Below are 14,648 nucleotides of genomic sequence, written 5' to 3' on the forward strand. Positions count from 1 at the left end.
GTGACCGTCACCACACCCACCCCCGATCCGTCCCGCAGCGCCAGCGGCTCGCCGAGCCCGGGGCGGAGCTCCTCCGGGGGTGACGGCTCGTGAGCACCCTTGCCGCGCCGGCCGCCGCGCCCGCCCAGCACCCCGCCGTGCTGCCCAAGCCCCGGCGCATCACCGAGCTGATGCTGCTGCTGATGGCCCTGACCATCGGCGTGGGCGCCAACATCCTGGTGGACCCCGAGCAGCTGGAGAAGGACCCCACCCACATCATCGTGAGCGGGGCCGTCCTGGCCGGGGGCGCGCTGCTCGTGCACGTGGTGCTGTGGATCCGCGCCCGGTACGCGGACCCGTACCTGCTGCCCATTGCCGTGGCGCTCAACGGCCTGGGCCTGGCCATGATCCACCGCATCGACCTCTCCACGGGCCAGACCGCCGCGAACACCCAGGTGGTGTGGACCGCCGTGGCGATGGTCACGTGCTGCGTGGTGCTGTGGTTCCTCAAGGACCACCGTCGGCTGCGCAACGTCACCTACACCATGCTGCTGCTGTCCGTGGTGCTGCTCCTGCTGCCCATGGTTCCGGGGCTCGGCGTGGAGATCAACGGCGCCCGGCTGTGGATCTCCGTGGCGGGACGCACGTTCCAGCCCGGTGAGATCGCCAAGATCACGCTCGCCATCTTCTTCGCCGGGTACCTGTCCATGAACCGGGACCTCATCCTGCTGGCGGGGCGCAAGGTGGGGCCCGTGCGGCTGCCGCGCTTCAAGGACATCGCGCCCATGCTGGCCGCGTGGCTCATCGCGATCGGGGTGCTCGTGCTGCAGAAGGACATGGGCACGGCCATCATGTTCTTCGGCCTGTTCCTGGCCATGCTCTACCTGGCCACCGGTCGCCTGGGCTGGATTGTGCTAGGCCTCGTGCTCATGCTCGTGGGCGGTTTCGCCGCGAGCCGCATCTTCTCCCACGTGAGCCTGCGCCTGGACGCCTGGCTGTCCGCGTTCGACCCCGAGGTCTACACACGCTCCCCCGGGGGCTCCGCCCAGATCGTGCAGGGGCTCTTCGGCCTCGCCTCGGGCGGGCTCTTCGGCCAGGGGCTCGGGCAGGGCCGCCCGGACCTCGTCTCGTATGCCAACTCGGACATGATCATCACGGCGTTCGGCGAGGAGCTCGGCCTGATCGGGCTCTCGGCGATCCTGGTGATGTTCCTGCTCTTCGCCTCGCGCGGTCTGCGCGCGGCGCTCGGCACCCGGGACGCGTTCGGCAAGCTGCTCGCGGGCGGGCTGTCCGCGCTGATGGTGCTGCAGCTGTTCATCGTGGTGGGCGGCGTGACCCGCCTGCTGCCGCTGACCGGACTGACCACACCGTTCATGTCCGCCGGCGGTTCGTCCCTGCTCTCCAACTGGATCATCGTGGCCATCCTGCTGGCCATCTCCCACAGCGCCCGGCGCCCGGTGGCCACCGGCCCCGCCACGGACGAGGACCTCGCGACGGTCGAACGACGCCGCCGCGCCCGCGAGGAGCAGCGCGCCCAGGACGGGGACGCCGCCGAGCGGGAGCTGGCCACGCAGCCCACACCGTCCGCCGCCCTGGCCTCCTCCGCCGAGCCCCTCGACGCCGCCGCGCACGACGCCGCGGGGCCGGGCTCGGCCACCGAGGTGATGTCCCGTCTCACGACCCGCACGGACGCCGCCGAGCGCGGCACACGGGGCGAGGAGGGCGCAACGGCCCGCCCGGCGTCGTCGGCGGCCGACGACACCGCAGAAGCGAATTCGCGCACCGGACGCGCGGCCGACGAGGAAGGAGGGACTCCGTGAACAAGGCGATCCGCAGGATGTGGCTCATGGTCGCGGGCATCGTGATGGTGCTGCTGCTGACCCTGACGTACGTGCAGTTCTTCGCGGCCGATGCCCTCCAGGCCAACCCCTGGAACAACCGGACCCTCTACGAGCAGTTCGGCCAGGACCGGGGCTCGATCCTGGTGGACGGCCAGGAGATCGCCAAGTCCGTTCCGTCGAACGACGACTTCGAGCACCAGCGCGTCTACACGGACTCCCCGATGTACTCCAACCTCACCGGCTACTTCTCGCTGGTCTACGGCGCCACGGGGCTGGAGTCCGCCATGGGCGACGAGCTCTCCGGGGCCTCCGACGACCAGTTCTACGACCGCGTGGTCTCCCTGTTCTCGGGCGACCAGCCCAAGGGCGCGTCCGTGGAGCTGACCCTGGACTCAAAACTCCAGAAGGTGGCCTACAACGCGCTCGAGGGCCACAACGGCTCGATCGTGGCCGTGGACCCGAAGACCGGCGAGATCAAGGCCATGGTGTCCCGCAAGAGCTACGACGCGAACGCCATGTCCTCCCACAACACCGACGAGGTGGTGGCCGCGGCGGACCAGCTCAACGCGGATCCCGCCCAGCCCCTCGTGAACCGCGCGATCGGCGGCGACCTCTACGCGCCCGGCTCCACGTTCAAGCTCATCGACACCGTGGCGGCCCTGGAGTCCGGGAAGTACACCACGGACACCACGATCCCGAACCCCAGCGAGCTGCCGCTGCCGGACACCACCGTGACCCTGCCCAACTACCGCCAGGGTGGCTGCGCGGCCCGCTCGCAGGTGAATCTGCAGTTCGCCCTGGAGCAGTCCTGCAACACGCCGTTCGCCCAGATCGCGATGGAGCTCGGGCAGGACGAGATCCGCAAGACCGCCGAGAACTTCGGCTACGGCCAGGAGCTGAGCATCCCGCTGGAGGTGACCCCCTCGGTGTTCCCCGAGGAGATGAACCAGGCGCAGCTCGCCCTGTCCTCAATCGGGCAGTACGACGTCCGCACCACCCCGCTGCAGGTGGCCATGACCTCCGCGGCGATCGCCAACGACGGGGTGATGATGAAGCCCAGCCTGGTCAAGAACGTCCGTTCCTCGGACCTCTCCGTGATCGACGAGTTCAAGGCGGAGCAGCTGCGCCGCTCCACGGACGCGGAGACCGCGCAGACCGTGACCGAGCTGATGACCTCCGTGGTGGACAACGGCATCGCCTCCGGCGCGGCCGTGCCCGGCGTGAAGGTGGCCGGCAAGACCGGCACGGCGGAGACCGGCGAGGACGGATTGAACGATTCGTGGTTCACTGGATTCGCGCCCGCCGATGACCCCCAGTTGGCAGTGGCCGTGGTCGTCGAGGACGTGGACGTCACCACAGGGTCCACCGTGACCAGCCCCAGCGCACGGCAACTCTTCGAGGCGGTGTTGAACAAGTGAGACCATCGTCGAGCACCATTCTGGGCGGTCGCTACGCGCTCACGGAGCGAATTGCCATCGGTGGCATGGGCGAGGTGTGGAAGGCCAAGGACCAGGTCCTGGGCCGCATCGTGGCCGTGAAGATCCTCAAGGACGAGTACAACGGGGATCCCACGTTCCTGCAGCGGTTCCGGGCCGAGGCCCGTCACACGGCCCTGCTCAACCACCCCGGCGTGGCGAACGTCTTCGACTACGGCGAGGACGAGGGCTCCGCGTTCCTGGTCATGGAGCTCGTGCCGGGCGAGCCGCTGTCCAACATCATCGACCGGCAGAAGTCGCTGGACGCGGACACCGTGCTCAACTACATCGGCCAGACGGCGCGCGCCCTCGCGGCCGCCCACGCGCAGGGTCTGGTGCACCGGGACGTGAAGCCCGGCAACCTGATCATCACCCCGGACAACCGGGTCAAGGTCACGGACTTCGGCATCGCGCGCCTCGCGGACCAGGTGCCGCTGACGGCCACGGGCCAGGTCATGGGCACCGCCCAGTACCTCGCCCCGGAGCAGGCCACGGGCCAGACCGCCACGGGCTCCTCCGACATCTACTCGCTGGGCATCATCGGCTACGAGCTGCTCGCCGGGCGGCGGCCCTTCACCGGGGAGTCGCAGATCGCGATCGCCCTGGCCCAGGTCAACGACAACCCCCCGCCGCTGCCGGACTCCGTTCCGGAACCGGTGCGGGCGCTCATCATGTCCATGCTGGCCAAGGATCCCGAGGACCGGCCCGAGAACGCCGGCAAGCTCGCCAACGCCGTGGACGCCCTGCGCCGCGGGGACGTGGCCTCCGCCGTGACCATGGTGCCCGGCATGGGCCCGTGGCTGTCCGACACCGGGTCCGCCGACGACCAGCCCACCGAGGCGATGGCCCCGGTCTCCGGGCCGAGCACGCGCGCCATGCCCGGCACCGCCGGGTCGGCCTCCGCCGTCACGAGTTCCGCGGCCGCCGCGGACCGCCCGGACCCCCGGTACAGCGCCCACCCGTCCACGGCACAGTTCGACGCGGTGGAGCAGACCCGGGGGTCGGAGGGCTCGTCCGGCAAGAAGGCCAAACGGTCGGTGTGGGCGTGGCTTCTCCCCCTGCTCGCGCTCCTCGCGGTGCTCGTGCTCGCGGGCGTGTGGTTCTTCTCCACACGGGATTCCGCAGACTCCCCGGCACCGGGAACCGTGACCTCCTCCACCGTGACACCCACGCCGGAGAACACCGTGACCCTGCCCCAGAACATCGTGGGCCGGGACGCGGACCAGGTCTCCAACGAGATCACCGCCATGGGCGTGAACGTGGACAAGCGGTTGCAGCGGGACACCGGGCGGCCCGCCAACACCGTGGTCTCCTCGGATCCCGCGGGCGGCACGGACGTGGCAGTCGGCTCCACGGTGGTCATGTACGTGGCATGGGATCCCGCGGCCGCTCCGACCCAGGGCTCCGGTGGCGGAGCCACCCCGGCACCCTCGCAGCCCGCGCCCACGCAGGACCCGGACCAGGGGCCCGCGATCCCCGGCAACTCGGTCCCCCCTGCCGCTCCCAACACCGAGGGCAACGGCGCCACGAACGGCGCCGCTCCCGAGAACGGTGCCTCCGGCGGCACGCAGGGCGGCGGCGTCACCAACGGACAGGGCGTGCAGGCTGACGGCACCACGGACTCCACCGCCCCGCAGGACACGGGTGCCGTGGCGGCTCCCTCCCCCGGCACGGGCACGGACGGGTAGAGCACATGGGTGGGTCTTCGGTTCCCGAGCTGATCAACGACCGCTACCAGGTCGGCGAGGTCATCGGCCGCGGCGGCATGGCCACGGTGCACGTGGGCCAGGACGTCCGGCTGGGCCGCCAGGTGGCCATCAAGATCCTGCGCCCCGAGCTCGCGGCGGACGAGACCTTCCACGAACGGTTCCAGCGCGAGGCGCACGCGGTCGCGTCCCTGAACCACCACTCCATCGTGGCCATCTACGACACCGGCGAGATCCGGCCGCAGAGCCCGGACGGCGTGCTGCGGCCGTACATCGTGATGGAGTACGTGCCCGGGGAGACCCTGCGCGAGCTGATCCACGGCCCGGGCGTGGCCCCCGCCGAGGCCGTCGAGTACATGCTCGGGATCGTGGACGCGCTGTCCTTCAGCCACCGGGCGGGGATCGTGCACCGGGACATCAAGCCCGCCAACGTGAAGGTCACCCCGGACGGCAGCGTGAAGGTCATGGACTTCGGCATCGCGCGCGCCGTGGAGGACACCCAGGCGGCGCTCACGCAGTCCCAGGCGGTGCTGGGCACCGCGCAGTACCTCTCCCCGGAGCAGGCTCGCGGGGCCGCCGTGGACCCCCGCTCGGACCTCTACTCCGCGGCGTGCGTGCTTTTCGAGATGCTCACGGGCCGCGCGCCCTTCGTGGGCGAGTCCTCCGTGGCGATCGCCGCGCAGCACGTGCGGGACGCACCGCCCGCGCCGTCGGCCCTGAACCCGCAGCTGCCGCCCGCCGTGGACCGCTTCATGGAACGGGCCCTGGCCAAGAACCCGCAGGACCGCTTCGCGGACGCCGGTCAGATGCGCCGCGCCCTGCGGGAGCTCGGGGCCGCCCTGCCCGCCGATCTGGGTGCCACCCAGCCCATCAGCCCCACGGACGCCGCTGCCCTGGCGGACTCCCACACCAAGACCCTTCCCGCCGTGGGAGCCGCGGTCGCCGCCGGAGCCGTCACGGCGGCGGGGCGCAGCGAGGACACGGAGCCCACGCCGTCCCCGCGGCCCGGGCCCTTCGAGCCGGACGACGACGATGCCGACGTTCCCGAGCGGCGGCACGGGCGGCGTGGCTGGGTCGTCGTCCTGGTCGTCGTCCTGCTGCTCTCCCTGCTGGGGGCCGGAACGGTGCTGGGCGTGCAGTGGTGGCAGAGCCAGCAGGTGGAGCAGGTGGCCCGGGTGACCGTGCCCCAGGTCGAGGGCATGGACAGCACCACCGCCGAGAACACCCTGCGGGACGCGGGCCTGAACCCCACGTTCACCCCGGAGCACAGCGACACCGTGCCGGACAAGCACGTGATCGCCGTGTCCCCGGCCGCCGGCACCGAGGTGGACCGGGACTCCTCCGTGGTGGTGAGGGTGTCCGAGGGCCCGGAGAACGTGAAGGTCCCGGAAGACATCGTGGGCCAGTCCCTCGAGTACGCCCGAGAGTCCATCCAGCACGCCGGCCTCACCGTGGGCCCCGTGAGCACCGTCAACAGCGCCACCGTGCCGGCGAACGCGGTGATCTCCTCGGATCCCGCACCCGGCAGCTCCGTGGCCAGGGACAGCGCGGTGAAGCTGCAGGTGTCCTCGGGAAAGGTGACGGTCCCGGACGTGGTGGGCCGCAGCCGCGCGGACGCCGAGAGCGCCCTGCGCTCCGAGGACGTGCGGCTCAACTCCAACGTGGAGATCCGCGAGACGGAGGACGCGGAGACGGGAACGGTGCTCGCGCAGTCCGCCCCCGCCGGTTCGTCGGTGAGCCAGGGGTCCACCATCACGCTCACGGTCGCGAAGAAGACCGAACCGTCCCCCACACCGTCGCGGACCCCGGAGGAGCCCACGGAGCCCACGGCGCCCGCGGAGACGGCCACGGCCTCCCCGAAGCCCACCCGGCCGCAGCCCTCGGGCGGGTCCACGGCCTCGCGCGGCAGCGGCCGCTGACGTCAGCGGGACGTCTCCGTCGCACCGTTCTCCATCCGGCCACGGTTGCCGGCCCTGAGGCCGCTCCCGCGACGGCTCGTCGCAACGGCAGACAGTGGCAGACGCAGAAGACCCGCGGCCCCTCAAGGGACCGCGGGTCTTCTCATACGGGGCGCCACTCGGCGCAGCGGGTCAAGCCGTCATGAGCGGGGACAGCCCCGCGGCAGCGGCTGCGGCACCGTCCTGGCCGACCTCCTCGAGCCAGTTGCCCAGCATGAGGTAGCCGCCCTCGGTGAGCACGGACTCCGGGTGGAACTGCACGCCGTGCAGCGGGGCGGTGCGGTGCCTGAGCCCCATGACCACCTGCCCGTCGTCCGTGGTGGCGGTGACCTCCAGGCAGTCCGGGACGGTGTCCGCGGCCACGGCGAGCGAGTGGTACCGGGTGGCGGTGAACGGCGAGGGGACCCCGGCGAAGACGCTCTCCCCCTGGTGCACCAGCTGGGAGGTCTTGCCGTGCATCAGCTGCTGCGCGTGGCCCACGCGCGCCCCGTAGACCTCGCCCAGGGCCTGGTGGCCCAGGCACACGCCGAGCAACGGGGTGCGGGTGCGCTCCGCCCAGCGGATCAGGTCAGAGCACACGCCCGCGTCCGCGGGGGCTCCGGGGCCCGGTGAGAGCAGCACGCCCTGGTGCTCGCCCGCGAGGGCCGTGGCGGCGGGGACGTCGAGGTCGTCGTTGCGCACCACGGTGGTCTGGGCACCCAGCTGCTGGAGGTAGCCCACCAGCGTGTAGACAAAGCTGTCGTAGTTGTCCACGACGAGGATCTTCACAGACACTCAAGAACTCCTGCGCGTTCACCGGTTGAAAGAACTCGCGCAAGTCTACGCCCGCGCGGGCGATAGACTGAACGGCGATGTCACGCCGGGGCCGCCGCCCCGGAGTTCACCGGTGGGCGCCCGCGCGAGCCACGGACCCACCCGCACGGCGCCGGGTCGCTCCCGCGCTAGGAGGAATGATCAGCAGTGTCGCAGCCCAAGAAGCGCTTCGGTAGATCCCGCAACGCCCAGGACGAAACACAGCAGTTCAGCCTCACGGAGGAGGACCGCGAGCTCGCCGCCCTCGCCGCGGAGATCCTGCCGCGCAACAGCGCCGCGGCCTCCTTCGAGCGTGCGGCCACCCGCCAGGCCGGTTCCACCTCCGTCTCGGCGCGGGACGCGGTCACGGACACCGAGCTCGCCGGGGGCCCCGGAGCCGCCTCGGACACCGCGGCCGACCACGAGCCCGACGCTGCGGTCACGCCGTCCACGAAGCGCAGGAAGCGCGGGAAGAAAACGAGCGCGCAGACGTCGGCCACGGCGTCGTCGGATGCGGCGAGCACCACCGGCGCGGACCACGCCGCCCCGCAGGCCGCCACCGTGGGCGCCGAGGACACCGCGGAGGAGACCCCGGCGGAGGCCAAGGCCCGCATCAAGGCCGCCCGGCAGGCCAGGCGCCGCGAGGAGAAGGCCGCCAAGGCCGAGGCCCGCGAGCACCGCGCCACCGAGTACCGCCCCACGCCCATGTGGTTCAAGGTGATCATGATCGGCCTGATGATCGTGGGGCTGCTGTGGATCATCGCCTACTACCTGTTCCAAGGCCTGGTGCCCATCCCGGGGATCGGCGAGTGGAACCTGTTCATCGGTCTCGGGTTCATGCTCGCCGGGCTGATCATGACCACGCAGTGGCGATGAGCACGCCTCAGGGCCCGCGCCCCGGGGACCGCTCCGACCCCGAGGGATCCGGGACGACGCCACCGGGGCCCCTCACGGAGGCCGATGACCTCGAGGGCGGCTCTCGGACCGGGAGCGAATCCGGTCCCCGTGAGCACACCCCCCGGATCAACCCCGCGCGCATGGAAGTGCGGGTGCGCCGGATCGCGCTGCTGGGGCTCGTACTGGTCCCCTTGATCTACTTCGTCGTGCAGTCGCTGCGCTGAGACCGGTCAGCTCGCACGGCGCACGACCCCGAGAACGGGCCGTGGCACCAGACCACGGCTGAGGCATCCGCGCACCGCGGCGGTTCCCAGACACGGCAGCGCCGGCGCCCCGTCGAGGATCGGGGGCACCGGCACGTCACGAGCACCGCTCAGGGGCGGAGCCGCTGAGGCGGGGAGCCGCTCAGACTGCTGAGCGTCTCAGGCGGCGGAGCCGGGAGCGGTGAACTCCACGTCCAGGTCGATCCGGACCTTGTCCGAGACCATGACCCCGCCGGCCTCCAGGGCCGCGTTCCAGGTGATGCCGAACTCCTTGCGGGAGATCGCGGTGGCGGCGGTGAAGCCCGCCCGGGTGGTGCCGAACGCGTCCACGGCCACGCCGTTGAACTCCGTCTCGAGCTCCACCTCGCGGGAGACCCCGCGCAGGGTCAGGGTGCCCGTGACCGTGCCTTCCCCGCCGTCCAGGTGCACGCCGGTGATGTCATAGCTCATCTGCGGGAAGGTCTCCACGTCGAAGAACTCCGCGGAGCGCACGTGGTTGTCGCGGGCCTCGTTCTTGGTGTCCACCGAGGCCATCTCGATCTCCACCCGGCCGGTGGACCGAGAGGCGTCCTCGGCCACGGTCAGTTCGCCGGAGACCCCGGCGAACGTGCCGCGGACCTTGGAGATGCCGGCGTGGCGGACCGAGAACCCCACCTCGGTGTGCGCCGGGTCGAGGGTCCAGGTGCCGGTGGTCATGCCGTCGAGGGTGTTCATGGGTGCGTTCCTCCGCGTCTCGTGGGTCGGCGCTGCACCGACCACTTGCTTGCTTCGGAAACTAAATTACGCCCACTTTGATGATGCGTCAATGTATGTGGCAGAAACTTTCTGCGCGGGTCCCGACAGGGGCCGCAGCGCCTCCCCCCGGCCGGACTAGAGGTGCAGGTCCAGCACCGAGTTGTGGCTCAGGCCGTGGAACTGGCGCTGGTGGTACACCAGGGGGCTGCCGGAGCCCTCCTCGCCCAGGACGTCCACCACCGCGGCATTGAACACCAGCGCGGGCCCGGCCTTGATGCGGGCCAGCGGAATGGCGCGCAGCACGCGGCGCACATCCGTGAGCCGGGGTTCACCCGTGGGCAGGGTCTCCCAGGCCATGTCCTCCCCGAAGCGCGGGGCACCGGAGATCGCGAAGGAACGGGCCAGCTCCACGTTGTCGGAGTCCAGGAAGTGGACGATGAACGAATCTGCGGTGGCCACCACCGCGGCGGAGCCGCGCTTGGCCTGCAGGGAGAACCCCAGGATGGGCGGGTCCGCGGAGATCGAGGACACCGAGGACGCCGTGAGGCCCACCGGGCCCTCCGGGCCGGCCACCGTGATGATGGCGATGCCCGCAGGGTGCTGGCCGAACGCGGACTTGAACCCCTCGGTGAGTCCGGGATCGCTCTGCAGCGCCTCCGTGGGGGCCACGAGATCCACGGCGTGCGCCGCCACGCTTTCAGCCTCCCGCCCCGTGGCGGGCACACCCTCCAACTCCGCCCCGCTCTGCGGTGTGGTGTCCTGGGGGGTTCTCTCGCTGACGCGCTCCGACATGATCATGGGTTCCTCTCCCGCGGTGCTCCGGGGTCGTCGGCCCGGCCCTCTGTCTCTCCCTGCACCTCCGATCCTGCCAGGGACAGCGCCCGCAGGACACCGCCCGAGGGTCCACATTCTGGGCCACACGGCGCAGAGCGGCGCCACCTTGGGGGACAGATTCGCACCTGCAACTCCACCGTTCGCCCCACAGGTGCCACGCGCTCGGGGCCATTCCGTCCGCGCGCTGTCAAGGATCGGCCCGGGGCGGGCGGTTGGGGACACTGCTCGGTTTCATGTCATCCGATGGTCTTGTACTCCCTGGCGTAGTGGATCAGGGGACGGTCCGTGGAACCGGCACCCGCACCGCGGCCCATCGCGGTGACCCTGCCCACCACCACCAGGTGCGTGGCCGCCGTGTGCGCGGAGACGGTGTCCAGCTCGAACCAGCTCAGGCAGCCGTCGATCACCGGGGTGCCCGTGCGCTGGGTGCGGTGGAACGGGACGGTGTCCAGCAACCCGTCCACGGGGTTGCCGGGACTCGCGAGCCAGTTGGCCACGGAGCGCTGACCCGAGGCCAGCAGGGACAGCGTCCACGTTCCGCTGCTCTCCACGGCCTCGCACATCCGGCCCATGTCGTGCAGGCACACCAGCATGGTGGGCGGGTCGTAGGAGACGTCCGCGAAGGCGGTCACCGTGATCGCGTGGTCCTTGCCCCGGTACCGGGAGCACACCACCCCCACCCCCGAAGCGTGCTCGGCGGCCAGGGTGCGGTAGCGCTCCACCTGGGCCTCGGCCGGGTTCGGATCCACGGGTTCGATCTGCATGGGCCCAGTGTGTCACCGTCACCCACGGCACTGCCCGGCCATGTCCGCCGCGGAGTCCCGCGGCCGCGCTCGCCCCACCCCGTGTCGACCACGTCACGCCCACGTGCAGCTGGTCGTCCCGCGCCGGTCCTGGCCCTCCCCGGCGGCGGCACCCGTGTCCCGTCACCTGCCGCCGCGGCCACCCGTCATGCGCAGCGTGATGTTCAGCCGCCCGCCGTTCTTGAGCCCCAGCTGTCGCCCACCGGTGCCCGGCAGCACCCTGGGCACGCCGTGGAACGCGTAACGAGACGGTCCGCCGAACACGAAGAGGTCCCCGGACCGCAGCTCCACGTCCTGGTACGGCGCCGTGCGGGTCTCGGTGTTGCCGAAGCGGAACACGCACGTGTCCCCGAGAGAGAGGGAGACGATGGGCGCCGCAGAGAACTCGTCCTTGTCCTGGTGCATGCCCATGTGGGCGGCGTCGTCGTAGAAGTTGACCAGCGCGGAGTCCGGGCGGTGCTCGCGCACCACCCGTTCGCTGCCGTCGAAGGCCACGGGGTCCGGGGTGGGCTCGGCCACCCGGCCCACGGGAGCCGTGCCGTTCGGCCCCCTGAGTCCGCCCGGTCGCGCGGCGGTGCCTTGTCCCGCCGCGCCGTTCGGCACTCTGAGTCCGCCCTGTTGCGCAGCGGCATCCTGCGCCGCAGGGGTCTCTGGTCTCGCCGTCGCACCCCTTTCCGCAGCGGTGCCCGGACCTGCCGGGCCACCCGACCGAGCGCCTCGACCCGGCCCCGCGGCGTCGTCGTCCGTGCCCGGCGCATAGGCCTCCGCCACCGCGCGCGTGCCGAGCGCCATGAGCCACTCCGGCAGCTCGGGCAGGCGCGGGCCCGCGGCAGCGCCGTAGCGGTAAGGCTCACGCGTGCCCAGCATGACCGACTGCACGGACATCCGGCCCCCACCGGGCATGACCTGGTGCTTCATGGGAGCGGCTCGTACCCACTCCCGGCAGACCGCCACCAGCTCCTGCTGCTGCCCGTGGTCCAGCCAGTTGGGCAGGTGCACCGCACCGGGTGCCAGCACTCGGCGTGAGCGTGGGACGGTGAAGAGCTCCGCGACCTCGTAGTCGGACATGGCCCGAGCGTAGAGCCGCGCTCCGACACCCACACCCGAACTCCCCGACGACCTGCCGGGAAGATCACCGCTGACGAGCGCGGGGCGCTCGAGAGCACGGCTGGACCACGCGGCCAATCGGCGGCACGGCGGGGACGGCGCGGCGGTTCGTAGGCACTGCAGCCGCTCGGCGCCGCCACGGTGCGGCGCAGCGGCGCCACTGCACGGGCCGCACCCAGCCGCCCCGGCCCTGCGGAATACCACGCCCGCCCACCCCGTTATTTCCACAGCAAGTTTTCGTCTGGAAAGGATTCGGCATGGCCCTGCCCCTGTCCGTCATCGATTTCGCCACCGTGCGCAAAGACCAGTCCCTCGGGGAGAGTTTCGCGGACTCCGTGACACTCGCCCAGCACGCCGAGAAGCTGGGCTACTCCCGCGTCTGGTACGCGGAGCACCACAACATGCCCACCATCGCATCCTCCGCCCCGGCCGTGCTGATCGCGCACGTGGCTGCCCACACGGAACGCATCCGGTTGGGCTCCGGCGGCGTGATGCTGCCCAACCACTCGCCCCTGACGATCGCCGAGCAGTTCGGCACCCTGGCGGAGCTGCACCCCGGACGCATCGACCTGGGACTGGGACGCGCCCCCGGCACGGACCCGCGCACCCTGCGGGCGCTGCGCCGCTCCCCGGAGGCCGCGGAGAACTTCCCGCAGGACGTCAAGGAGCTGCAGGGCTACCTGCGGGACGAGTCCATCATCCCGGGGGTGCGCGCGGTGCCGGGTGCGGGCACGAACGTACCCCTGACCATCCTCGGCTCGTCCCTGTTCGGCGCCCAGCTCGCGGCGGCCTACGGCCTGCCGTACGCGTTCGCCTCGCACTTCGCCCCGGACGCGCTGGTGGATGCCGTGGCGGCCTACCGCTCCCAGTTCCAGCCCTCCGAGCAGCTCGCGGAGCCGTACGTGATCGCGGCCGTGAACGTGATCGTCTCCGAGGACGCCCAGGACGCCGCGCGACAGCTCGAGGCCACGCAGCGGGCCCGCGTGAAGCTCATGCTGGGCCGCGGCCGCGAGTTCTCGGACGAGGAGATGGACATGGTCATGGCCTCGCCCGCCGCGTCCCAGATCCTGCACATGCTCAGCTACATGGGCGTGGGCACCCCGGACACCGTGGTGGACTACCTGCACCGCTTCGCGGACCACGCGGACGCGGACGAGCTCATGATCTCGCCCCTGTCCACGCGCCAGCCGGACGTCCTGCAGTCCATGGAGCTGCTCGCCCGCAACTGGTCCTGAGCGGCTCCGAAGGGCGACGGCGCCCGTCCCGCCCCCGGAGCCCGCCACCGTTCACGCTCTCGTCGGCAGGCCCCACCGGACGGGCGTGGGTTCGTCCCGGACCAGGCCGCACTGCACCCGGGACCAGGAGCGCCGCCGGCACACGGCAGGGCGCCAGCAGGAGGTGTCACCCGCGGGCCTGGGACCACCAGATCAGCAGCATGGTCACCAGGAACCCCGTGAGGTAGTTCAACCACAGGAAGGTCCTCCACCCGGCGTTCGCGCGCCCGGAGTCGGCGTCCGTGACGCCGCGGAAGCGCAGGGCATTGAGCAGGTACGGCACCGCGAGCAGCGCGGCCAGCTGACCGGGCCACTCGGTGCACAGCATCAGGATCCCGGCGAGCGCGTACAGCCCCGCGGAGAGCCACACCGTGGGGCGGGCGCCCAGCACGGTGGCCACGGAGCCCAGCCCGCCCTCGCGGTCCGGGACCACGTCCTGCACCGCCCCGAACATCTGCGAGGCCATGCCCCACAGGAAGAACCCGGCCAGCAGAGCCCACAGTCCGCCGGTGAACTCCGCGCCCGCGAGCGTGAGCCCGAACACGGCCGGGGAGACGAAGTGCGTGGCGGAGGTCATCGCGTCCAGGAACGGGCGCTCCTTGAACCGCAGCCCCGCCCACGAGTAGGCGACCACCGCGAACAGGGACACCGCGAGCACCGCGAGTGAGACCCAGTTTCCCGTGGCCACGCCCCAGCCCGCGAGCACCAGGACGAACGGCGCCGGCAGCAGGCAGGACGCCAGCAGCACGGGCCGCTGCGCCGCCCGGTGCACCACCGCGCCCTCCACGCCTCCCTTGCGGGGGTTGCGCAGGTCCGACTCGTAGTCGAAGACGTCGTTGATCCCGTACATCGCCAGGTTGTAGGGCACCAGGAAGAACACGCTGCCCAGCACCACGAGCCACCACGGCAGCCCGCCGGTCAGCAGCACGGCCGCCGCGAACGGGTAGGCCGTGTTGACCCAGCTCAGGGGCCGCGAGGCCCAGA

General features: G+C 71.5%; 13 protein-coding genes. 7 read left to right on the forward strand and 6 right to left on the reverse strand.

The features are described from left to right. Positions 1–89: 89 nt before the first annotated feature. The 4 genes from QL985_RS10455 to pknB are packed head-to-tail and all read left to right on the forward strand — an operon-like array spanning position 90 to position 6,920. On the forward strand, positions 90–1,799 hold the full coding sequence (locus tag QL985_RS10455) for an FtsW/RodA/SpoVE family cell cycle protein (protein ID WP_186319748.1): 1,710 nt from the start codon (positions 90–92) through the stop codon (positions 1,797–1,799). Next, positions 1,796–3,238, forward strand: coding sequence for a penicillin-binding transpeptidase domain-containing protein (locus QL985_RS10460; protein ID WP_135010920.1), 1,443 nt, complete (start codon positions 1,796–1,798; stop codon positions 3,236–3,238). The genes QL985_RS10455 and QL985_RS10460 overlap by 4 nt, the downstream gene beginning before the upstream one ends. Beyond that, entirely contained in the window at positions 3,235–4,983 is a 1,749-nt protein-coding gene (locus tag QL985_RS10465; protein ID WP_039101340.1) for a protein kinase, read from the forward strand. Before QL985_RS10460 ends, QL985_RS10465 begins: the two co-directional genes overlap by 4 nt. 5 nt (positions 4,984–4,988) lie before the next feature. Continuing rightward, the gene (pknB, locus tag QL985_RS10470; protein ID WP_259905617.1) at positions 4,989–6,920 is read left to right on the forward strand and encodes a Stk1 family PASTA domain-containing Ser/Thr kinase; all 1,932 of its coding nucleotides are present in this window, start codon (positions 4,989–4,991) and stop codon (positions 6,918–6,920) included. A gap of 171 nt (positions 6,921–7,091) precedes the next feature. Here pknB and QL985_RS10475 read toward each other — a convergent pair whose 3' ends face one another. After that, entirely contained in the window at positions 7,092–7,733 is a 642-nt protein-coding gene (locus QL985_RS10475; RefSeq protein WP_039101338.1) for an aminodeoxychorismate/anthranilate synthase component II, read from the reverse strand. A gap of 186 nt (positions 7,734–7,919) precedes the next feature. On the opposite strand from QL985_RS10475, the gene QL985_RS10480 reads away from it, so the two are divergent. Both QL985_RS10480 and QL985_RS10485 read left to right on the forward strand, forming a co-directional pair. Continuing rightward, the gene (locus tag QL985_RS10480; RefSeq protein ID WP_257744247.1) at positions 7,920–8,627 is read left to right on the forward strand and encodes a cell division protein CrgA; all 708 of its coding nucleotides are present in this window, start codon (positions 7,920–7,922) and stop codon (positions 8,625–8,627) included. Then, positions 8,624–8,872 (forward strand): hypothetical protein, encoded by a 249-nt coding sequence (locus tag QL985_RS10485; RefSeq protein WP_259906286.1) that lies wholly within the window; start codon positions 8,624–8,626, stop codon positions 8,870–8,872. Before QL985_RS10480 ends, QL985_RS10485 begins: the two co-directional genes overlap by 4 nt. Before the next feature lie 198 nt (positions 8,873–9,070). Here QL985_RS10485 and QL985_RS10490 read toward each other — a convergent pair whose 3' ends face one another. The 4 genes from QL985_RS10490 to QL985_RS10505 all read right to left on the reverse strand — a co-directional run bounded on the left by QL985_RS10490 (position 9,071) and on the right by QL985_RS10505 (position 12,351). Continuing rightward, positions 9,071–9,625 (reverse strand): YceI family protein, encoded by a 555-nt coding sequence (locus QL985_RS10490; RefSeq protein WP_259906285.1) that lies wholly within the window; start codon positions 9,623–9,625, stop codon positions 9,071–9,073. A gap of 156 nt (positions 9,626–9,781) precedes the next feature. Next, positions 9,782–10,444, reverse strand: a complete 663-nt coding sequence (locus tag QL985_RS10495; protein ID WP_259906284.1) for a flavin reductase family protein — start codon at positions 10,442–10,444, stop codon at positions 9,782–9,784. A 272-nt stretch (positions 10,445–10,716) separates the two neighbouring features. After that, entirely contained in the window at positions 10,717–11,244 is a 528-nt protein-coding gene (locus tag QL985_RS10500; RefSeq protein WP_259906282.1) for a flavin reductase family protein, read from the reverse strand. 162 nt (positions 11,245–11,406) lie between these two features. Then, entirely contained in the window at positions 11,407–12,351 is a 945-nt protein-coding gene (locus QL985_RS10505) for an alpha-ketoglutarate-dependent dioxygenase AlkB (RefSeq protein ID WP_220433245.1), read from the reverse strand. Positions 12,352–12,647: 296 nt separating this feature from the next. On the opposite strand from QL985_RS10505, the gene QL985_RS10510 reads away from it, so the two are divergent. Continuing rightward, complete coding sequence (locus QL985_RS10510) at positions 12,648–13,625, forward strand: LLM class flavin-dependent oxidoreductase (RefSeq protein ID WP_124109922.1); 978 nt, start codon at positions 12,648–12,650, stop codon at positions 13,623–13,625. Positions 13,626–13,791: 166 nt separating this feature from the next. Here the strand turns inward: QL985_RS10510 and QL985_RS10515 are convergent. Further along, on the reverse strand, positions 13,792–14,648 hold an 857-nt coding region (locus tag QL985_RS10515), incomplete at its 5' end, for a prenyltransferase (RefSeq protein WP_290147787.1).

It is taken from the genome of Kocuria sp. APC 4018 (assembly GCF_030407675.1).
Lineage (GTDB): Bacteria > Actinomycetota > Actinomycetes > Actinomycetales > Micrococcaceae > Kocuria > Kocuria rhizophila.